Here is a 21,379-nt window from a genome sequence, read left to right as displayed (position 1 = left end):
CAGCAATATCTTATTTACCCGCGCGATCGTTTTATTTTATTTGCTACAATGCGCGGCTCGCGGGTAAGAATTGTTTTAATGTTTAATCGTACTAAATCGCCCATGTTTTTACACCTTAGAAAATCTTCAGATTGATGGTGTTGCGCTAATTCCTGTTTTAGTTGCTCAATTTTGTCGGGGGTAGACAAGGTGTCGGTGCGCATACTGTCAATTAAGTCTTTTAAACGATAACGGGCTAGTTTTAAGCGTTGGTACAACAAGGTGCGTTCTTCGCTTTGGTATTGCTGCACGGTTTGCGGACTAAGCAATTCCATTACTAATTCTACCACTTTGTTATTATCTTTAAAAAACTGGGGCAGGTATTTAAGGCGGCGGCCTTCGTACGATTGCTGGTCGAAATCAATGGAACGTACCCGGTATTGCTCGTCTTCAAAATCGGGAGTTACATCAATTACGTAGTTGTACGAACGCATGTCGCCGAGCAGCCGGATAAAGCAGCGTTCGTTAAATTTTACAAATTCTTTGGCAATGCGTACTTTGTTGGTGTTGGGCCGGTCGAGGTGTTCTTTAATAAAAACATCACCGGGAATACCCGCAATGTGTTCCTCAATTATAGTTTCGCCGTCTACCCGGTAATTAATGCGGCTCGGCGATAAAATATGTTCCAATTCTAAGCCGTACACCCGCGATGCATCGGCGCGCTTTACGTAAAAATAATCGTAATTATCGTTGAGTTGGTTTTTTATTTGAATCCGGAACGGGTTAGTGTTCCCGAAGGTGCAATAATCAATGCGCGATACCCGCAAATGCTCCATTACCGAAATATCGCCGGCGGTTTTAAGCAAGGCGTAGTTCATGGTTAAGCCCTGACTTAGTTCCTGTTGCCGGCTTTGTTCGTACAATACCGTTTCCCACAAAGTATCTTTACCCGACTTATCGTAATACGGAAACGATTCGCTGTTATGCAGTAAATCTTCGTACCGCACAGGTAGCTTGGCTTCGCGGTCGTAAGTTTTCAGGTATTTACGAAGCCGTTTTGAAATAGGGTAAACCAGCTTTTTCTGCGTTACAACAACAGGTTCTTTAATCGGCATAATTAGGAAATTGCTTTTAGTAAAAATAAGTAGTTGTTCGTTGTTTGCCTTATAGGGCCTTGTAAGCTATACGTTAATTACATCAAAGCACTTAACCTACTCAACTGGAATTCTAATGGTTCTACTTTAATGCAGTTATTTAAATCTTCCGACAGGGTTATTTTACCGGTTTTATAAAAGTAATTATGGAGATTTTTTTATTTTAAAACGTCATCCTGAAAGGATCTAATCAGAAGAAAAGTAAAGGAGTAAGTTTGGTAATTACCTGTTGCTTAACTGATATTTCTGTATGAATCAGGCTCCCGTATTTACTAATTATTGTTAGATATTTTCAGGATGACGTAAAAAGTTGAAAATATATGAAACTGAAGTTTTAATTTTTTTTGATTAAATTAAGGAACTGACCAAAACTAATTTACTATTCTGGATTTACAAATTGCAGTAATAAGTGTCTGATATTAAATTAGTTAATTTAAAAAAGTCTAACATCTACTAGCTTGATACTTGTGTCTTTTTACTTAATTTTTCTGAGCGGTAGTTTTTAGAATAGCGTGATAAGCCGGTTTAGGCTGATACTGGCGGTCGAAAAGCAGCGGATAACTGGTACGCCCTCTAATTGGCCAATTGTTGAGCCAGGAATTGGAATCGGTTACGCCCCAGAAAGTAATCCGGCCAATTTTATCGCGGTGTTTCCTAAATAAAGTAAATAAATCAGCGTAGCGTTTGGTTAATTTTTGCTGTACAGAGTCTGGGAGCCCGTTGGTGTACACGTTAAATTTCTGATCAGTGGTAAAGGTTTCCGCAATATCCGCACCTTGCCGGCGACTCGGGTTAGGGAGCACATCAATGTCTAATTCGGTAAAATTAACTTCTACCCCTAACTTCGAAAAAGCGACAATACTTTCTTCTACTTGCTCAATGGTGGGTACCGTTAAACCATAATGTCCCTGCATACCAATTGCTTTTACTTTTATGCCTTTGGCTTGCAAACTTTTTACTAAACGAATTGTGCCTTCGCGTTTATCGGGGCGGTATAAGCTATAATCGTTGTAATATAATTCCGCTTGTGGGTCAGCTTTATGGGCGTATTCAAAAGCTTTTTGAGCAAAATCTTCCCCGATAATGGAAAGCCACTTGGTTGGCCGCATCTTACCACCTTCGTCGGCAATAGCTTCGTTTACTACATCCCAACCGTTAATTTTACCTTTGTAGCGACCTACTACCGTTGAAATATGATTTTCCATCTGTTTTAAAAGCACTTCGCGGGTAACCGGTTTACCGGCTGCGTCTTCAAAAACCCAGTCGGGCGTTTGCTGGTGCCAAACCAAGGTGTGGCCCACAATAAACATCTTGTTCTGCTGGCCAAAAGCTACGTAATCGTCGGCGGGCTTAAAATTGTATTCATCAAATTTAGGATGTACCGGCCCCCATTTAAGTGCATTCTCCGGACTAATGGTGTTAAATTGTTTTTTTATTAATTCCTGAGCTTTGGAATCCTTGCCAGAAACTTGTGGGTTGTTCACGGCCGCCCCTACGTAAAAATCCTTTTTAAAAGCTTCTTTTAAAGTAGGTTCCGATTTTTGCATCATCCCCAAACTAAAAGCCGCTAAACAAGTGGTAATCCAAATTTTATTGTTTTTCATGAGTAATGTAAAATGAGAAAATTATGTATGCTTTAAGTTTTATTAGTTGTAATAAGTAAGATTCTAAACAGATTTTAATGGAAAGAAGAAGTCTCTTCGGAAAAAAGTAACATTTGACATACAGACCTTAAACGTTTTATTCTAAGGTTTAGCAATGTAAATTGTCAAAATTCAAACCTGAAAATTAAATACCCGGAACAAATTTGGGATCTTGTTTTAGGTAATAATCCAGGGTTTGCGTCGGTTTTTCTAAACCTGCTGGAATAGGCTTACCAGAGAACGTTTGAAAGTAAAGTACGCACGCATCGCGCCACCAGCGAGCTTCTTTTTCCTGAATGTTCAGTAACATTTTTACGTGGTTAAATCTTTCGGCATCTACATAAGCCTGAGTACTTTGCCAGGTTTGCCGCATTTTACCTACTTCAGCAGCACCATTGTAGTAGCGGTGGCATAATTCATCCCACAAGCTACGACCCGATTTAACTTTATAATCCCATTTTAGGTGATGAAACCAGAGGAGAAATTCTTCGGGGCAGGTTTGTGGATTGCCAAATTTTTGCTGAAAAGCCGGGGCATATTGCGAAAGCGCGTTGCTTCCCGTTGAAGTCCGATCAAAACCAATTCCCTCGGGTGAGGCTTTATGGTAATACACCGATGTCCAATCGGCGCGTTTTTTATCTTTTATCCAGGGACCGGGACCATAGTGGTGGTCGTAGCCCATAATGTGGTGTAAACCCAAAGGCGTCATGTAATTTACTAAAGTTTCCCGCGACTGCAGCATCATGGCTTTTACTGGTTTAATAAAAGCTTCTTCGTTCGTGAACGTCATGCGCAACCATTCATCGGCCATTTTATCCGAAGATAAAGTATGATCCCAGGCTAAACGCCCAAAGCAATACCAATTGGCTTGACCGAATAAATGTCCGGTCCAGTTGCGGTCGTTGCCAATATTAGCTACACCGGCAATGCCAGTAAGTTGATACTGGTGCAAACTACCGTCTATTACTTTCGCTACTGTAGAGCCGGTGCCCTGTACGTAGGTGTCAGCCTCTAACGTTTCTTTGTAAAGCGGTGCCTGGTAAACCAGGTTGGTGGCCTGGCCTAAGTATTCCTGGGTAATCTGAAATTCCATCATTAAAGGCGTTTTAGGCATAGCACCAAATAAAGGATGAAACGGCTCGCGGGGTTGAAAATCAATCGGGCCATTTTTTACCTGCACCAATACATTCTTCCGAAAGCTTCCGTCCAGTGGTTTAAATTCGGTAAAGGCTTGTTTGGCCCGGTCGTCGGGTACTTTATTATCATACACAAAGGCACGCCACATTACAATTCCGCCTTTATCGGCTACGGCATCGGCTAACATATTGGCACCATCGGCGTGGTTACGACCGTAGTTCTGCGGGCCGGGCTGCCCTTCTGAATTAGCTTTTACCAGAAAACCGCCAAAATCGGGTACGTACGAGTAAATTTCAGCCGCTTTATTTTTCCACCAGGTTTTTACTTCCGCATCCAGCGGATCGGCCGTTTTTAAACCGCCAATTTCAATGGGAGCACTAAACCGAGCTGTTAAGTAAACTTTTAATCCGTAGGGGCGAAAAGCATCGGCCAGGGCTTTTACTTTTACTAAATAATCTTTGGTTAAAATTAAAGCGTTGGCATTTACATTCGTCAACACAGTGCCGTTAATCCCAATAGAGGCATTTGCCCGGGCATAATCCAGGTAGCGTTGGTCGATGTAGTCGGGCAGTTTATGCCAGTCCCAGATAGAAAAACCCGCGTAACCTCGTTCAACGGTGCGGTCCAGGTTATCCCAGTGATTTAAAATCCGGTTTTTAATTTTGGGCGCGCTGCTGATAGATAATTTACTAATATCCTGCTGCGTTTGCAGTAATTTTAAAAACTGAAACGAACCGTATAAAACGCCGATATCGGAATTGGCCGTAATAACCGTAACCTTTTTTCCATTAACGGTAGTAGATAAAATCAAAAATCCATCTGGGCCCAGCGGGTTTAGTTTGGCTGCTAAATTTAAATTTTTAATAATAGGCGAGTTCTGCGGGGTACCAATTATTAAAGCTCCGGTGCCTACAGTGGTGGAAGTTCGGAATGGCTTACCTGTTAAACCAGATAATGCTAATTCTAATTCCTGGCGGGCAACGGTTAGAGTAGGGGAGTTGCCTGCCGTAACTAAACTAGTTATATTTTCCTGATACTGCTGCCGCTTTTGCGGGTTTTTTAGTAAATCGTAGCGTTGCCAAAGCCGGTATCCATCGTCGGCGCGAGCAGGAAAGCTAGAGCAAACGGTGAACAGGAAAACCAGGAATGCAGGTAAATTTTTAAATTTCATACGCTTCATCTTCATTCGTCAGCTGCCTTAAGCATAAATTGGAAAAGACAGCAAATAAATATCTATAATGGCTAAAGTTTAACTAAAACAAGGCAGGTAATACTAAAGCAAATTTAAAATTACAGCTTTCTTTGATTTGTTGCTGTTGAGTCTAACAGAAAAATGAAAATTACTTACCAGGAATTTACTGTTTTTTCATTCAGACCACAGAATCTTATAAAAAAGTAATTAAGGCATAAAAGGTTGGCGGAGATGAAATCTTCAGGAATGAATTTCTGAAATAATTTAGTAATTAAATTAACCAGTTTAACGCCAATCTTAATTTGGGTAAATGATTGCTTTCCGCTACTTTCGGGAGTTAAACTTTACTCGCTACGCTATGAAAATGAGACAAACCTGGCGTTGGTTCGGCCCAGCCGATCCGGTAACGCTGCAAGATATTCGCCAAACGGGCGCCGAAGGAATTGTTACGGCTTTGCACCACGTGCCGCACGGCGCCGTTTGGCCCGTAGAAGAAATAAAAAAACGCCAGCAGGAAATAGAAGCCTTTGGTTTATCCTGGGATGTTGTAGAAAGTGTAACCGTACACGAAAGTATTAAAACCCGCTCCGGCGATTACCAGCACTACATTGATTTATACAAAGAATCGATACGAAATATAGCAGCCTGCGGCATTAAGATTGTGACCTACAATTTTATGCCCGTAAACGACTGGACCCGCACCGACCTGAACCTGGTAATGCCCGATGGCTCCAAAGCTTTATATTTTAATTGGTTCGACCTGGCCATTTTTGATATTCACTTGTTGCAGCGGCCTAATGCCGAGCAGGATTACCCGGAATATGTAGTTAGAGAAGCGGAAAAGCGGTTTCAGGAATATACCAAGGAAAAACTGGAGCAACTAGTGTACATTATAATGTTTGGCATTCCGGGCGAACAAAAGCAAACGCTGGAACAAATGCAAGACAACCTGGCCCGTTATAAAGATATTGACCGGAATGTTTTACGCGAAAATTTAAAATATTTTCTGCAGGAAATTTCCCCGGTAGCCGAAGAAGTAGGCATAAAACTAGCCATTCACCCCGACGATCCGCCCTATCCTATATTAGGTTTACCCCGCGTGGTAAGTACCCTGGATGATTTAAATTACATTCTGGAATCTGTACCGAGTCCGAGTAATGGAATATGTTTTTGTACCGGTTCCTTAGGAGCAAACTTAAAAAACAATTTGCCTGATATGGCAAAGCAAATTGGTAAACGGATTCATTTTGTGCATTTGCGGAATGTGACTAAAGACGAACACGGCAATTTTTTTGAGGCCGATCATTTAGGCGGCGATGTAGATATGTATGCGGTGGTAAAAGAAATTCTTACTATTCAACAGCAAGTAGCCAATCCTATTCCTTTCCGCCCCGATCATGGCCACCAAATGCTCGACGATCTGGCAAAAGTTACTAATCCGGGTTATTCGGCTATTGGGCGGTTACGCGGTTTAGCGGAAATAAGAGGCTTAGAGTTAGGTATTTGCCGTGCCCAAGGTTGGGAATAATCTTAAAATTTTGCAATGATAAGAAGTTGTACTTAGAGTTAGCAAAGCGCTTTAAGTACTTTTTGGATTGTCAATCTCTATTCGGCGATTATTAGAATTTAGCTTTACGCCAATCGGAGATTGGCTGTCCATAAATGGGTAGAGACCGCTTGCGCGAACTCTACCCATAACTACAATAGTTTTAGTAAAAAATGTTGAAGCTGTGGGTATATTTTATAAAGACAATGCTAAAATGTGCTGGCTTTAACTTCTGCTGCCAAGCTTAGTAATTGTTGGTGAATTGCTAAAACCTGCGGAATAACCAATTGTTGCTCGTCATTATAAACTACAAAATCCGCCCGTTTTGATTTTTCGGAATCATCGAGTTGTTTTTGCATAATGGCTTCTACGTCGGCAATAGTACGGTGCGTATCGCGTTTTTGCGTGCGGGCCAAACGAAGCGCCGCCGGAGCCAACACTAATATCATTTGGTCTACTTGTTTGTGCGCTTCCGTTTCGTACATCAGCGCTGCTTCTTTAATAAGGTAGGGTGCATTGGTTTGCGCAGCAGCCCAATCAGTAAAATCCTGTTTTACCCGTGGGTGAACCAGGCTGTTGAGTAAAGTTAATTTCTCCGGATTATTAAATACCAGTTGGGCTAAATATTTTCGATTTAATTGCTCTGTAGTAGCATCAAAAACCTGCAAACCAAAAGCATCAATTAATTCCTGGCGCAAGCCTAAGTGGTGTTGCATTACCCATTTTGCCCGGTAATCGGAGTCATAAACCGGAATTCCTAGTAACTCAAACAAACGGCAAATTATACTTTTGCCCGACCCAATACCGCCGGTTATGCCCACTTTTAACATTTTATTTAGTAGCGCGGGTAAGTTTTACCACCGGAATAACTTTTATTTTGTTAGGCTGCAACACTATTCGGTGCACGTTGGCCGGTTTACCCGTTAGTTCTACCGTAACCATAGAATCTTTGGGATTTAACTGCGCGCAATTGGCCACTAAAGAAAATTGAGTAGGATCAATCTGAACACCTTGTTCCGGAAGAAAACTGTACTTTATAGTAACGGTGGCAGGTTGTAATCTAACGGAATCACTGGGCTTGTTTTGCAAGGTAGGTATCATTATTAGATTTTGCCAGGCCAATGGTTTTACGTCAAAAGCAATTTCGGCTTCTACAATATCGCTTTTTACCAAAGCTTTATACGGATAATCCAGAGGTACGTAACTTTTAAACGGACCTTTAATGGGAGTTTTAGGTACAGAAAGTATAAAAGGATTTGGTAAAGAATCTAAAACAGATACCGGACCTTCAAATTCAACTTCGCTGGGCGTAATAGTAATAGGTTTTACCAGCGTATAATTTTGATTAATGGGCAAATGCAGGGTATCAATCGCTAAAGGAATCTTTCGCTTTACCTGTTTATCAAATTTAAAGCGAAGACTATCCGTTACAATAAAATTAAGTTGCAATCCGTCTAAAGCATTTGCTACGTTAGAACGAAATAAGTTGGCCGAAATGGATTTTTGCCGGATGATGCCTTCCATGGGAATATCAGCCGGTTGTACATCCAACATCAGGTATTTGCGCAGTAATTTCCAGCCTTTACCGCTTACGTTCAACACAATTTCTTCGGGCAAAGGCCGCAACGGAATGTACTCCCGTTGGTCATATTCAAACCGGACAGGGTAGGTTATCCGGATGTTCGTATAATTTTTATTTAACGCGTTCAAAAGCCAAAAGGTAGAGGCTGCCATAAAGCATAGCAGCACTACCCGCCAGTATTGTTCCCGGCCGTTAAATGGTTTTAAGAACCATAAGACGATATTTTTGGCTCGTGTTAATGGCAATTTAAGCTTTTTCGTTCGCTTTCGTGGTAGATTCTACCGCAATGGCAGATTTATCAAATTTAAGTCGTAGCCCTTTATCTACTTCAACCCAAACGGTGGTATCATTAATTTCCACGAGCTTCCCGTGCAAGCCTCCGATAGTTACCACGTTCATTCCTTTAGTAAGCGCCTCCCGGAATTTTTTAGCGTCGCTTACTTTTTTCTGCTGCGGCCGGATCATGAAAAAATAAAATACGAGCACAATGGCTCCAATAAAAATTATATTGGAAATATTGCTGGGGGTATTAATCTGTAATAATATATGCAACATGCTCCTGTGATTATTGGGTTCTTAAGGGACCATTGGCCGCCAGATCGGGTAAAACATTGGTTTTAATAGAAATCTGGTTCATTGCCGGTTGAGTATTGGCCTGAATGGTAATTGTTTTAGATACCTGACCCGATTTACCGTGGCTATCGAACTGCACATCTATTTTACCGTCGGCTCCAGGAGCTACCGGTTCCTTAGGCCATTCGGGTACGGTACAACCGCAGGTAGACGAGGCATTAGAAATAACTAATGGCGTTTTGCCGGTATTTTTAAATGTAAAAGTGTGTTTTACCACGGTGCCCGGTTTAATGTCACCAAAATCATGTTCCATTTCCGCGAAAGTCATCACGGGGGCATCCGCGTTTGAAATTACCGTTTCATTCGTCAGGTTCGGATTTGCTACCGTTGCCTCGGTAGGAGTAGAAGTTTCCGCAGAAGCCGTGGAATTTTCTCCCTCGGTTTTGTTTTGTAGGTTATCGCAGCCGGCGGTCAGTAAAGCTACTGCCAATAAGCCAGCATAAAGTTTAGTTACTTTCATTTTTATAAAATACACTGTAGGTGAAACAATTTAAGCTAAATATAAGAAACAGTTGCTTCTGAAAATTCTATTTCAGAATTAGGAGCGAATTTAATATACTGTTTGAAGAAAGTAAATTTTTTAACCCGATTACGTTCTTCTATTTAATTTCTTCTGGTAAGAAATGTATAAAGTATTGTTGGTTATTACCCACTCTAAACAATATTTCTACTATCCAGTACCGTCTGGTAAATCTGCCCATAAGTTACTTTAGTAAAGCAGTTAGTTGGGCAAAGTCTGTTTATTTTAAACGCGAAATTACGTTTTGGGCAAATTCCATGGTGCTGGCTTTACCACCCAGGTCGCCGGTGCATTCCTCGCGGTTCTGGAAAGTTTCGTCCATAGCGGCCTCAATCCGGTCTGCATGTTCGTGTTCGCCAATGTGGTGCAGCATCATAACAGCTGAACGTAAAAGAGCCGTAGGATTGGCAATACCTTTGCCGGCAATATCCGGAGCCGAGCCGTGTACTGCCTCAAAAATAGCCATATCTTTCCCGATATTTGCCCCGGCAACCACACCTAAACCGCCCACAAGACCCGCGCATAAATCAGATAAAATATCTCCAAACAGGTTAGTGGTAACCATTACATCAAACTGCTCCGGCTTGTTTACCAGTTGCATACACATGTTGTCGATAATTTTATCATCTAAAGTAATTTCGGGATACTCCGGGGCAATGGTTTTGGCCGCGTTGATAAATAAACTACCCGCTAATTTTAAAATATTGGCTTTGTGCACTACCGTTACTTTTTTACGATTGTGCTTACGCGCGTACTCAAAAGCTGCCCGGCATATTTTATCGCAACCTTCTTTGGTTACGCGGGCAATAGCATCGGCAATGCCGTGGCGCTCGTCGTAAAACTCCAGACCCGAGTACAAGCCTTCGGTATTTTCGCGGAACAATACCAGGTCAACGTGCTTAAAAGGAGTTTCAATGCCAACAGTACTTTTAGCAGGGCGCACGTTCTGGTATAAATCGAACATCTGCCGCAAGGTAACATTAATGCTTTTAAAACCAGTACCTACGGGCGTAGTAATTGGACCCTTCAGCGCAATGCGGTTTTTATTTAAAGAAGCAATTAACGAAACCGGTATTAATTGCCCGTTAAGGGTGTAAGTAGTTTGGCCCGCATTTTCTTCTTCCCAGGTAACCGGCACGTTGGCAGCAGCAAAAATGGTTTTTACCGCCTCGGTAATTTCCGGACCAATGCCGTCACCAGGAATTAAAGTAATTTGTGTCATAGTTTTGGATGGTTGTTAGTTGCTGGTTGCTGGTTATTAGTTCATAATTTAAGATTCATTCGGAACGAACAACTAATAACCAGCAACTAGTAACAAAATTTATATAACTTCCTTGCGGCTGTTAATCTGGTTAATGAGCAGGTCTACGTCACCCAGTAATTTTTCGGCTTTGTCTTTGGCGTCTTTTATTACGCGCTGACCTTCGGAACGGGCAGCCGATTGGGGCGTTTCCCGGCCTTCACGCAAGGTGTCAGTTAAATCCTTTAGCATATCGCGGTATTTATCTAGCTGATAGCTTAAACGATCGCGGGTTTCGCGGCCTTTATCCGGTGCATACAAAACGCCAAAAGCAGCGCCGGTTGCTACCCCGGATAAAAATGCCAAAAGCGTTGTGGTTACTTTCTTGCTCATAGTTAGTATAGGTTCTGATTAGCCTTTTGAAGCCTCAATTTACGTTTAAAAATCGAAACTTTAAAAGACTAACTGGTTTGTGGGCTTATTTATTGTCAATCAAGCCTCGGCCCGATTTCCGGATATTTCCTTTATCTGTGAGTTCCTGGGCAATTTTATCCAGTACGCCGTTAATAAACTGTTTGCTCTTAGGCGTGCTGTATATTTTTGATATTTCTATATATTCGTTAATAGTTACTTTTACGGGAATGCTTCTAAAAATATGCATTTCGCAAAGAGCCATTTTCAAAATAATTTTATCCAGCAGTGCTACTCGTTCTACGTCCCAGTTTTTTATTTGTCCGGTAATAAATGCTTCGTAGGTGGCATCTTCCTGAATGGTTTGGTTATATAAATCCTCAAAAAATACCTTGTCGTCTTCCCAATTCGGTGATAAATCCAGCAGAGGCAAATCGTCGGAAGCGGTTTCTTCTAAGGATTTAATGGTTTTATTTACCAGGCTTTTCACAATTGGTTTGTTCTCGGCCCAGTTCATGTCCTGCTCTTCAAAATATTTCTGCAAGGTTTCGTCTTTAAAAATTAAGTCCTTGTAGATAAACTTTACCAGCTCGTGATCTTCTTCGTAGGTGTGTTCGGAATTTGTTAAATAAGCTAAAAACGTTTCGTTGGGCTTTAATACGTTTTTGTACCATTGCCGAATCTGATCAGTATCAGAGCCCCAGTTAATGTTACGCCGGATAAGGCGTTGCTGATACGATTTGTTGGCCAGTAGTTTTAGAACTACCTGGTTGTGCAGGAATAGTTTGTAGTTGGGTTCTTTTTTCTCGGTAAAGCGGGTGGCTTTTTTCTCTTCTTCGTTTTCGATTAAGCGTACCAACACATCTGTTATTTGCAAGATACTCAGATAGTGGTCGTATATTTTTTCAACGGCTTGTACCATCTGGCTACCATACACTTTAAAGTCTTTTTTGAGTTGAGTTTGGTAAAACCGGATAGCGCTGTTTACCGCATCAATAATGTCTTTGTCGGTTTCTTCGGTGTCGAACTGGCGGGTTTCGTACCACTCTTTAAATAAGAGGGTAGCAATTTTTTTCTGACCTTCTAATTTTTTCCGGTCCTGTACTACCATCGAGTTTAAGTCGGGCGCAAAATCTTTCTCGATTTCGTCGAGAGCCAAAAGATAATCGGAACCTTCGGCTTGCATGTAGGCGTAAATGGCTTGCATCGCCTTGATTCGTAATGTTCTGCGGTTAAGCATTCTAGTATGTTAAAGAACGGTAAGTAATTATTTAGTAAATTTTATTTTTTGTAGTCGAGAATTCTATCGACTTACTTTAGAGCCTTCCCTGCTTTGGTTTTGACTCTTGGCCGGTAGCCCCGTTAAACCCTCTACCCTAAAAAACAGGGGGGGAGAGGCAGTTCCTACTTCTTTTAAAATTAGAAGTAAGTGCGTGCTACCTTGCTGGAATATTGTTGTTCATTCTTATGTTACTGCTACCCTGGTTTTTACTTTTAGTAGCAGGTTCTGAAATTAAGTTTGGCTCATCTTTATTTAGTAGTCCGGTTTGTCAAACATCCAGACTTTGAATTTTGTTCTGTTTATTTAATTGTTTTGTTCCTCATTCAGTTAATAGGTCCGGAAAATAGCTGCCCCGGTACATTCTGTTTAATTTACCGGAAAAGTTAGACTTTGCACAGGTAAATCGCGTACGGAAATGCCAACGGCTTACCTTATCTTTGTAATCTTCGTTAGTACGGTAAGTTTCCGAAGGGAGGCGCGAAATTAAAGCTTTTTTTACAGTTACCAGTTATCATTTACCAATTACCATTTACCATTTACCAAATCATAATATTTTTACTGTGTAGAATTGGTAAATGATAAATGGTAATTGGTAAATGGTAAATGTTTTAAACTAAATTTATTTGTGAAATCACTTAAATACTTAAATAAATACCTGTTTAAATATAAATGGCACCTGTTGCTGGGAACGCTGTTTATCATCATCTCTAATATTTTCGGCATTATACCGGCCCAGATTGTGCGCTATGCCTTTAATTTAATTGTAGAAGGCATTAATCAATATCACTTGTTTGAAGGCACGGGTAAACAAGCCGAAATTTATAAAGTGTTTGCCTGGAATGTTACGTTGTACGGTGGCCTTATTATTCTGCTGGCTTTACTCAAAGGGGTATTTACTTTTTACATGCGCCAAACCATTATTGTAATGTCGCGCTTAATTGAGAACGACATGAAGAACGAGATTTACGCGCATTACCAAACTTTACCGCTTAGCTTTTATCGCCGCAACAACACCGGCGATTTAATGGCGCGCATTTCCGAAGATGTGAGTCGGGTGCGTATGTACCTGGGGCCAGCCATTATGTACGGCATTAACCTGGTAGCGCTGTTTTTATTGGTGGTGCCGTATATGTTTACCATTAACGCCAAACTTACCTTTTACACCTTGCTGCCTTTGCCTATTTTATCGGTGAGTATTTATTACGTAAATACGATTATCGAACGGAAGTCCGACGAAATTCAGAAAAGCTTATCGGGGATTACCACCTTTGTGCAGGAAGCGTTTTCCGGTATCCGGGTTTTAAAATCGTTTGTGCGCGAAGACGATTCACATAAGAATTTTACAGGTGCCAGCGATTTGTACAAAGATAAATCATTAGAGTTGAACTTTGTGAACTCCTTGTTTTTTCCGCTGATTTTATTTTTAATTGGCTTAAGTACTATTATTACGGTATACGTAGGCGGTAAAGAAGTGATGAACGGCAGCATTACCGCTGGTAACATTGCTGAGTTTTTAATTTACGTAAACATGCTCACCTGGCCGGTAACGTCGCTGGGTTGGACCACCAGTCTGGTGCAACGTGCCGCCGCCTCCCAAAACCGCATTAACGAGTTTCTGGAAACGAAAACCGATATTATTTCGCGGAAGAATGTTAAGGAAAAAATTACGGGTGATATTTGGTTTGAAAACGTAAACTTTACCTACCCGGATACCGGTATTCACGCGTTAAAAGATTTATCGTTCCGGATTAAGCACGGCGAAACGCTGGCTATTTTAGGAAATACGGGTTCGGGTAAGAGTACGGTAGCGGCCTTGTTGTGCCGCTTGTACGATACCAGCAGCGGCCGCATTGAAATTGACGGGATAGATATTCGGGATTATGAAATTGCTACGCTGCGCAGCCAAATTGGGTACGTGCCGCAAGATGTTTTTCTTTTTTCGGACAGTATTCGGAATAATATTGGCTTTGGCTCCGCTAAAATAACCGAAGAACAAATGGTGCAAGCTGCTAAAGATGCCGATGTTTACGAAAATATAATGCGTTTTCCGGAAAAGTTTGAGACTAAGTTGGGCGAACGCGGCATTACCTTATCGGGAGGGCAAAAGCAACGGGTTTCCATGGCGCGCGCATTGGTGCGGGAACCCGCTATTCTTATTTTAGATGATTCGTTGAGTGCCGTAGATACTAAAACCGAAAACGCAATTTTAAATAATTTGCAACGCATCATGCACAATCGAACCTCCATTATTATTTCGCACCGGGTATCGTCGGTGAAGCTAGCCGACCAGATTCTGGTACTCGACGACGGCGAAGTAGTGCAGCACGGTACGCACCAGCAACTTATGGAAGACGAGGAAGGCTTGTACAAAGCGCTATACGAACGGCAGTTACAAACCGAAGAACAGGACTAGTACAGAATTAAGTAAATTTTTTAGAAAAAAGCCGGCTCCGGCATTTTATCTTTTCGGAAAATATTTGTTGATTTGCTGACCAGTCATAAATCAATCAGCCATCGGGGTGTAGCGTAGCCTGGTATCGCGCCAGCATGGGGTGCTGGAGGTCGTGGGTTCAAATCCCGCCACTCCGACTTAACAAAAGGCCTTAAACGAGTTGTTTAAGGCCTTTTCTATTCGGTAGCTTGGTAAAACCATTCCGGAAATTGAAAACTTTGTTTTTTCTATGATATAAAAAGGATGGATCCTGTTGCTAATATCCAAGAATATGCGCATTCTTAAGTAATTTCCTAATTCCTGTTTTTAAGTCGCTATCATAGTTTCGGTTTTAGAATTAAAAGTTTGAATTTAGCCTGGCTAAATACTACTTTACCTTATGCATCCAGCTTTAAGGAAATACCTGGACGGAAAGATTATAATTACCCCGGAACAGGAACAATTAGTGAACAGTTGTTTCCAACTAAAATTTACTCAGCGCCACGAAATTCTGGTACCCAAAGGTAGTATAGCCAAACATTTGTATTTGGTAGTGAAGGGTTGTTTGCGGGTGTTTTTAACCGGCGAGGATGGAAGCGAGTCCACGCGTTTTTTGTTGTTTGAAGGCCAGATGGGTACGGCCTTTCCCAGTTTTATTTTAAATCAGCCGTCGGTGGCTACCGTGGAGAGTTTAGAACCGTCGGAGTTGCTTTTGCTTAGTTACCCGGACCAGCAAATTTTGCTGCGCGAAGTGCCCGGTTGGGAAACCATGTACCGCGTCAGTTTAGAACGCAACTATATTGCTTCCATTCAACGGATAGAAAGTTTTATTACTTTAAATGCCAAAGCCCGCTACGATATATTAATGCAAAATCACCCGGAAATAATAAAACGGCTGCCCTCTAAAATTGTAGCCGATTACCTGGGAATTTCGCAGGAAACATTGAGCCGCTTAAAAACAAAAAAGTAAATTTTTTGACATTTGTCAATTTTTAGGAGGTCAGAATTTTCTTGATTTGGTAGTTTAAAACGTCAACTATGAACAAATTACTAATTCTCGCTTTCTTGTTGTTTTTTCACGGTGTCACTTTTGCGCAAAGTAATAGGGTTACTTATATAGGCCAGCGAACCTTGCCCTTAAACGATCCAACCCGCAATCGTCCACTAGTTACCGAGGTTTGGTATCCTACCACAGATAGCGTACAAAAAAGCGATAAAGTATTTTCTCCATTTATTCGGCAGTATACCGTCCGGAATGGCCGCTTGCCTACGGGTAAATATCCCTTAATTCTACTTTCGCACGGTACCGGTGGGGGGCGGCTTACCTTAGAGTGGCTGGCCCAGGCACTGGCGCAAAGCGGGTTTATTGTAGCGGCCGTAGATCATTGGGGAAATACCTTTTACAACAAAATTCCATTAGAGTTCTTAAAACCATGGGAACGGCCACAAGATATTAGTTTTGCTTTAACCGCCTTGCTGCAGAATATTGAATTTTGTAAAATTATTAACCCGCAAAAAATTGGAGCGGCTGGTTTTTCTATAGGCGGTTATACTGTTCTGTGTCTGGCAGGAGCGGAGCTAAACTACCACACGCTCATTACTTTTTATAAAACTGTTGGGCACAAAGAAGCAGAAATACCCGAACTTCCCGGCATAGCGCGCTATTTTGATGATAGTTCGCTGATAACCGCCAGTAAACGCGTGCCATCCTTGCAAGACAAGCGCATAAAAGCTTTTTTCGCTATTTCGCCCGCATTAGGAGCCGGGTTCACCGGCAAACAACAGGTAAAACTGGTAAAGCAGCCCGTGTACCTGATTGGTGCGCAAAGCGACAGCATAGCGCCGGTAAAAACCAATGCCCGCCATTACCACCAACTCCTATCGGGAGCAGGCTATTTTGAATTTCCGGGTAAAGCAGGGCATTATGTAATGCTCAACGATGCCATTGAAGAAGTTAAAAAATCGGATGCTACTTATTTTAAGGACGATGATTCGGTAAACAGGGGGCAGGTACACGCAAAAACCGCCAGTTTAGCGGTAAGTTTCTTTAAGAGTAATTTGAAATAATGGCTCAGGTAAGTAGTAAAAAACAATACTACTTACTATTTCTTATTTTTTAAAAAATCGAAACTGTTTCGCCTTTTAGAAGTTTATTTATTATTAGGAATTTCGGCAATCCATTAGTTCGTTGCCAGCCCCTATAAGTTTGTGAGGACACCTCCTCAGCCAGAATTTTTACTTTTTTAAAGAGGCGGAACAGCTCTAATGTTTAAGGGTTAGTCCTAAAAGTTATTCTTTAAATAGAAAACTTAATCAGGAGTATTTAAATATGTACCTGGACAACAATAAATATTCATTTTCACTGGCAGCTTTAATAGGAAAACAACCATTTCTATCTTTCCTAAACTTAGGAGGGAAGCTTTTCCCAACTTATCACCTTAAATTTAATTTGTCTCTTTACTTTGAAGCTGTTTAGACTTTTAAATTTTATTAGTTACAGCGCTTTAAATAGATATTACCAGAAGAATTGTGGTAAGATATCCAGCATTGGTGATGAGGATACTACCAATGACGACGTATTTCGACCTTATTACAAATACTAAACAGCTTCTTTGGAAAACATGGTACTTTTTATTGTATAAAATTCTTACTCTCAACTTATAGCATGGCTTTACTTATTTGAATTGCCATAAAACTGTAAATTTCTGCTGCAATTAACGCCCTTTAGAGACTGTAAATCCAATAAATTCAATATAAATACTATTTAAGATAAGCGTAAATGTTCTGGTAAATTAATGCTTTTATTAGTTTTGTTAAAATAGTAAAAATTTATTTAGGGGCTTTATAATGACAAAATTTTAGCCATTTTACCCGGATTTAATTCAATAAATATAACATTTCAAAGAAATACCTATAAATAGCATAAATATTTCGAGTTGCTATTTTGTGGTTAAAAATTCGTCCCTTAAATTTGTATCAGAAATTAAGAATAGCAGCAAAGATAAATATCGAATTTGTTACATTTTTTAAAAATAACATTAGAACAAAGATCAATAAAAAATTATAGTTTATAAATTTGTTCTATCTTTTATAAGTAAAATCTAAATTTTTTAAATAGTTCCGGTACTATCCTGCTACAGGTATGCCTTATTGTAATCAAAATTATTTTATGAAAAAATTTTTACTAATCGCCCTTTCTTTCTTAACAATTGTAACTACTTCTTGTCAGAAAGACGAATTAGAAGAAATGCAATCTTATTCGTACGCCGAAAAAACTGCTGCAAGCAATGCTTTTAGCTCCGAAGGCAGAAACAATTTATTAGCGGAAGCTAAATTTGAGCCTACTTTAAGTTCTTATTTTAACAAACAAATTTATACTTCTTTCGGATTTGCTATTAACAGCGATTTTGTTCGCAGCGGTTCTAAAGCAGCTAAATTCGAAATGAGAAGCAGCGACAGCCAGATTCGTTCTGAAATTTTGTTGCCTTACGAAACAAACAGTAATCGCTGGTACGGTAACAGCTTATATTTGCCAAGCAACGCCTGGGAAAACGATTATAACCCTGAAGGTTGGGATATTATCTCGCAGTGGCATGCCGTAGAAGATGCAGGTGAGGCGGCACGTCTACCCCCCTTGTCTTTAGTAGTAAGTAAAGGTCGTTTAAACTTTGTAATCTATTGGGCTACTAAATCTATCAATACTAATACAACAATAAGCGGTAAAAAAGTTTTCGACTTAGGTCCTTTAGAAAAAGATAAGTGGTTAGATATGGTTTACCATTTTAACTTTTCTCACCAATCAGACGGAGTGTTAGAAGTATGGAAAAACGGCGTGAAAGTAGTAGATTATAAAGGCCCTAACTGCTATAATGATAAAAATTACCCTTATTTTAAAACTGGTATCTATAAAAGAAGATGGTATAAAGTTACTAAACGCGTAATTTACATCGACGAAGTACGGGCTGGTAACGAAAAAGCTACTTATAAAGATGTTGTTCCTTCTGGAGCGGTAACTCCTCCAACTACTCCTCCCACTGACTCTACCACTGTAGACAAACCAACAAGTAACGAACCTTTAACTTTAACCTTGATTAACGCCAATACCGACCAACCTTTACAAAAACTTACCGAAGGTTCTACTTTTGACTTAGCTACTTTACCAACTTACGACTTAAATATTGAGGCAACATCTGCCTCGGCGGTAGGCAGTGTAAAGTTTAATTTATCAGGTACCGAAAACCAGGAAATGATTCAGTCAGGTGCCCCTTATTCTTTATTCGGAGATGCCGGTGGAAACTTTAACAACTGGTTACCTGCCTCTGGCGACTATACTTTAAAAGCCACTTCTTTCAGTGGAGCTAATGCCACCGGAAATGCTGTTGCAACGGCTAGTGTAAGCTTTAAAGTAGTAAACTCTAATGCTTACGGATCAGGTGCCCCAAGCGTAAAACTGGTAATTAACAGTGACTCCGCTTCTACTTCTTCTACCCAAGCCAGACTTAATATTTCAGCAGTAAATGCTACTCACATGCGTTTCTACGATAACGCCAACAGCAACTGGACCGATTGGGAACCAGTAACTGAAATCAAACCTTGGACTTTATCGAGCGGAGCCGGTTCTAAATGGGTAAAAGTACAAGTGTTAAATACTGTTGGAGTAATGTCCGAAGTAGTATCAGATGGTATTATCCTGCAAAATCCAAATATTGCCGATTTAAATGCCAACCCAAGTGTAGCCATGGTAATTAATAATAATGCTGCTACTACAACTACTACTAATGTTACCTTAAATATTACTGCCCTTAATGCCACTCAGATGCGCTTTTACGACAACGCCAATAGCACTTGGACAGCTTGGGAGTCGATAGCTGCTACCAAAGCCTGGACATTATCGAGCGGGGCTGGTTCTAAATGGGTGAAAGTACAAGTTAAAAATGCCTCAGGCATAATGTCTACTACCGTAATGGATGGTATTAACTTAGAAAACCCTATTGTAAGCGACCCTAATGCTACTCCAACGGTAAAAATGGTAATAAATAACAATGCGGCTAGTACCACTTCTACTAAGGTTACGCTAAATGTTACCGCTACAAACTCCACCCACATCCGCTTCTACGACAATGCCAACAGCAACTGGACCGCTTGGGAGGCAGTAAAAACTACCAGAGCCTGGACATTATCAAGCGGAGCTGGTTCTAAATGGGTGAAAGCTCAAACTAAAAATGCCGCTGGTAAAATGTCGACCTCCGTTTCAGATGGTATAATTTTAAAATAGACTTAAAGTACTCAAATATACACTCTTTATAAAAAAGGCTCTGGTTGAAAATACCAGAGCCTTTTTTATTGTATGCAAGTTTAATAATATAGGAATACTGTTCTTTATGGTATAAAATTAAATTTAGCTGTTTTAAAATGAATGTATTTAATTTATCCTTTAATGAAATTTTAATTTGACAGGCTTATAAAACAACTGGTTTTTAATTTTATTTTAATTTCAAAATCTGGTTTGTTTTAAATATTACGGAATACTAATAAAAAGTATAAAGTAAAAGGGATTTAAGGTAATAGACTGTTTATTTAAAGGGTGTTTAATGAATATTAGTAAGTATTCCTTAAAATGGCATTAAAAATTAGGTTAATATTTACTAAATCAGTTTAACAACATTTTAATGTGTCTTTAATTGGGGCTTAATTTTAGGTTTGAACATTTGCATCAAAACTACTTGCACTGTTTCATTAAACTTAAAATTTATGTCTGTAAAAAAAATAGTAATCCCGACGGATCTAACCACCCAATCATTAAACCTGATTAAATATGGCCTTGAAGTTATGCAAGGCCAAACGTGCCAGATTATTTTACTGCAACTTATTCCTCTACCAGATTCTATAACGGATCTTATAATGCTACCGCGGGAAGAAGATAAACTGGCAAATATTCATACTCCTTTCCAAAAAGCACTAGACCGCATCCGAAAATCTTACGCCGTAGAAATTAGTAAATTGGACGTTGTACCTCTTTACGGCGATAGCACTGTAAAGATTAGAGATTTTGTACAGGATAATAACATCGACCTTATTTTGTGCCCGGTAAAAGATTCTAAATCTTCGGTGCCCAACGGGGTAGAGTTGTTTAGTAGCCTGGTAACAGCAGTTTCCTGCCCGGTGCTGTACATTCCTGACGATACCGAAGCCAGCCGTTTCCGAAAAATAGCTTACGTTCTGGATACAGATGATACTTATACCTTGCTGGTGGATGAATTACTTCTTAATCTAACTTCGGGTAAAGATTATTACGTAACATTCCTGGTAATTTTTAAACCGGGTACCGACATCTTAAAGCTAGAATATGTACTCAAAAAGGTATACTTAAACAAAGAACTTAAAGAGAAAAACTGCTCGGTTCATTTAATTCAGGAAAACGATTTTAGAGGCGGAGTTTACACTTTTGTGGACGAGTTTAAAGTAGATCTGCTGGTAGCCGGCCGCAAAAAGAAATTATTTAGCAATTTTTTTCATAAAAAAAGAATTTCGAGCGACGTGGCCAAACAAACCAGGGTGCCCTTCTTAACTATTGCCTAACCTTTATCTACCCAATCAAAGGCTATACACGGTAATTGCCTTTATATCTA

Annotated in this window: 16 protein-coding genes and 1 tRNA gene; 7 read left to right on the top strand and 10 right to left on the bottom strand. The window is 40.2% G+C overall.

The window, feature by feature from the left end:
• Window positions 1-14 precede the first annotated feature (14 nt).
• From HUW48_RS16425 to HUW48_RS16415, 3 genes are all read right to left on the bottom strand, one after another.
• Window positions 15-1,094, bottom strand: a complete 1,080-nt coding sequence (locus HUW48_RS16425; protein ID WP_182411981.1) for a hypothetical protein — start codon at window positions 1,092-1,094, stop codon at window positions 15-17.
• Between the two features lie 518 nt (window positions 1,095-1,612).
• Window positions 1,613-2,737, bottom strand: a complete 1,125-nt coding sequence (locus HUW48_RS16420) for an endo-1,4-beta-xylanase (protein ID WP_182411980.1) — start codon at window positions 2,735-2,737, stop codon at window positions 1,613-1,615.
• Between the two features lie 184 nt (window positions 2,738-2,921).
• The gene (locus HUW48_RS16415) at window positions 2,922-5,084 is read right to left on the bottom strand and encodes an alpha-glucuronidase family glycosyl hydrolase (protein ID WP_246343518.1); all 2,163 of its coding nucleotides are present in this window, start codon (window positions 5,082-5,084) and stop codon (window positions 2,922-2,924) included.
• 379 nt (window positions 5,085-5,463) lie between these two features.
• Between HUW48_RS16415 and uxuA the strand changes: the two genes are divergently transcribed.
• Window positions 5,464-6,633, top strand: coding sequence for a mannonate dehydratase (uxuA, locus tag HUW48_RS16410; protein WP_182411978.1), 1,170 nt, complete (start codon window positions 5,464-5,466; stop codon window positions 6,631-6,633).
• Between the two features lie 227 nt (window positions 6,634-6,860).
• Here the strand turns inward: uxuA and coaE are convergent, their stop codons facing one another.
• From coaE to nusB, 7 genes are all read right to left on the bottom strand, one after another.
• Window positions 6,861-7,481: a dephospho-CoA kinase gene (coaE, locus tag HUW48_RS16405; RefSeq protein WP_182411977.1), complete on the bottom strand. Its 621-nt coding sequence runs from the start codon at window positions 7,479-7,481 to the stop codon at window positions 6,861-6,863.
• 1 nt (window position 7,482) lies between these two features.
• Window positions 7,483-8,478, bottom strand: a complete 996-nt coding sequence (locus HUW48_RS16400) for a YbbR-like domain-containing protein (RefSeq protein ID WP_182411976.1) — start codon at window positions 8,476-8,478, stop codon at window positions 7,483-7,485.
• Between the two features lies 1 nt (window position 8,479).
• Complete coding sequence (yajC, locus tag HUW48_RS16395; protein WP_182411975.1) at window positions 8,480-8,788, bottom strand: preprotein translocase subunit YajC; 309 nt, start codon at window positions 8,786-8,788, stop codon at window positions 8,480-8,482.
• A gap of 10 nt (window positions 8,789-8,798) precedes the next feature.
• Complete coding sequence (locus HUW48_RS16390; RefSeq protein WP_182411974.1) at window positions 8,799-9,326, bottom strand: DUF1573 domain-containing protein; 528 nt, start codon at window positions 9,324-9,326, stop codon at window positions 8,799-8,801.
• 280 nt (window positions 9,327-9,606) lie between these two features.
• Complete coding sequence (locus tag HUW48_RS16385) at window positions 9,607-10,608, bottom strand: isocitrate/isopropylmalate dehydrogenase family protein (RefSeq protein WP_182411973.1); 1,002 nt, start codon at window positions 10,606-10,608, stop codon at window positions 9,607-9,609.
• Window positions 10,609-10,707: 99 nt separating this feature from the next.
• Complete coding sequence (locus tag HUW48_RS16380; RefSeq protein ID WP_182411972.1) at window positions 10,708-11,019, bottom strand: YtxH domain-containing protein; 312 nt, start codon at window positions 11,017-11,019, stop codon at window positions 10,708-10,710.
• A gap of 85 nt (window positions 11,020-11,104) precedes the next feature.
• Window positions 11,105-12,277 carry a transcription antitermination factor NusB gene (gene nusB / locus HUW48_RS16375; protein ID WP_182411971.1) on the bottom strand — a complete coding sequence of 391 codons (1,173 nt, stop codon included), beginning with the start codon at window positions 12,275-12,277 and terminating at the stop codon, window positions 11,105-11,107.
• Window positions 12,278-12,944: 667 nt separating this feature from the next.
• Here nusB and HUW48_RS16370 point away from each other — a divergent pair.
• The 6 genes from HUW48_RS16370 to HUW48_RS16345 all read left to right on the top strand — a co-directional run bounded on the left by HUW48_RS16370 (window position 12,945) and on the right by HUW48_RS16345 (window position 21,329).
• Window positions 12,945-14,732, top strand: a complete 1,788-nt coding sequence (locus HUW48_RS16370; RefSeq protein ID WP_182411970.1) for an ABC transporter ATP-binding protein — start codon at window positions 12,945-12,947, stop codon at window positions 14,730-14,732.
• A gap of 102 nt (window positions 14,733-14,834) precedes the next feature.
• A tRNA-Pro gene (locus tag HUW48_RS16365) sits at window positions 14,835-14,908 on the top strand.
• A 242-nt stretch (window positions 14,909-15,150) separates the two neighbouring features.
• On the top strand, window positions 15,151-15,720 hold the full coding sequence (locus HUW48_RS16360) for a Crp/Fnr family transcriptional regulator (RefSeq protein WP_182411969.1): 570 nt from the start codon (window positions 15,151-15,153) through the stop codon (window positions 15,718-15,720).
• A gap of 68 nt (window positions 15,721-15,788) precedes the next feature.
• A complete protein-coding gene (locus HUW48_RS16355; protein ID WP_182411968.1) occupies window positions 15,789-16,817 on the top strand; it encodes an alpha/beta hydrolase family protein in 1,029 nt (342 codons plus the stop codon).
• Between the two features lie 1,102 nt (window positions 16,818-17,919).
• Window positions 17,920-20,025, top strand: coding sequence for a polysaccharide lyase (locus HUW48_RS16350; RefSeq protein WP_182411967.1), 2,106 nt, complete (start codon window positions 17,920-17,922; stop codon window positions 20,023-20,025).
• Window positions 20,026-20,501: 476 nt separating this feature from the next.
• Window positions 20,502-21,329: a universal stress protein gene (locus tag HUW48_RS16345; RefSeq protein WP_182411966.1), complete on the top strand. Its 828-nt coding sequence runs from the start codon at window positions 20,502-20,504 to the stop codon at window positions 21,327-21,329.
• Window positions 21,330-21,379 lie beyond the last annotated feature (50 nt).

Origin of the sequence: Adhaeribacter radiodurans (genome assembly GCF_014075995.1) — a bacterium.
Taxonomy (GTDB): domain Bacteria; phylum Bacteroidota; class Bacteroidia; order Cytophagales; family Hymenobacteraceae; genus Adhaeribacter; species Adhaeribacter radiodurans.
Note: the sequence above shows the minus strand (reverse complement) of the source record. Positions and strands in the feature narration are given on the sequence as shown.

Coding starts and splice junctions, on each gene's coding strand:
- HUW48_RS16385 (WP_182411973.1), bottom strand. CDS start 10,608: ATGACACAAATTACTTTAATTCCTGGTGACGGCATTGGTCCGGAAATT.
- HUW48_RS16390 (WP_182411974.1), bottom strand. CDS start 9,326: ATGAAAGTAACTAAACTTTATGCTGGCTTATTGGCAGTAGCTTTACTG.
- HUW48_RS16415 (WP_246343518.1), bottom strand. CDS start 5,084: ATGAAATTTAAAAATTTACCTGCATTCCTGGTTTTCCTGTTCACCGTT.
- HUW48_RS16380 (WP_182411972.1), bottom strand. CDS start 11,019: ATGAGCAAGAAAGTAACCACAACGCTTTTGGCATTTTTATCCGGGGTA.
- HUW48_RS16345 (WP_182411966.1), top strand. CDS start 20,502: ATGTCTGTAAAAAAAATAGTAATCCCGACGGATCTAACCACCCAATCA.
- HUW48_RS16360 (WP_182411969.1), top strand. CDS start 15,151: ATGCATCCAGCTTTAAGGAAATACCTGGACGGAAAGATTATAATTACC.
- nusB (WP_182411971.1), bottom strand. CDS start 12,277: ATGCTTAACCGCAGAACATTACGAATCAAGGCGATGCAAGCCATTTAC.
- HUW48_RS16350 (WP_182411967.1), top strand. CDS start 17,920: ATGAAAAAATTTTTACTAATCGCCCTTTCTTTCTTAACAATTGTAACT.
- coaE (WP_182411977.1), bottom strand. CDS start 7,481: ATGTTAAAAGTGGGCATAACCGGCGGTATTGGGTCGGGCAAAAGTATA.
- HUW48_RS16355 (WP_182411968.1), top strand. CDS start 15,789: ATGAACAAATTACTAATTCTCGCTTTCTTGTTGTTTTTTCACGGTGTC.
- uxuA (WP_182411978.1), top strand. CDS start 5,464: ATGAAAATGAGACAAACCTGGCGTTGGTTCGGCCCAGCCGATCCGGTA.
- HUW48_RS16425 (WP_182411981.1), bottom strand. CDS start 1,094: ATGCCGATTAAAGAACCTGTTGTTGTAACGCAGAAAAAGCTGGTTTAC.
- yajC (WP_182411975.1), bottom strand. CDS start 8,788: ATGTTGCATATATTATTACAGATTAATACCCCCAGCAATATTTCCAAT.
- HUW48_RS16420 (WP_182411980.1), bottom strand. CDS start 2,737: ATGAAAAACAATAAAATTTGGATTACCACTTGTTTAGCGGCTTTTAGT.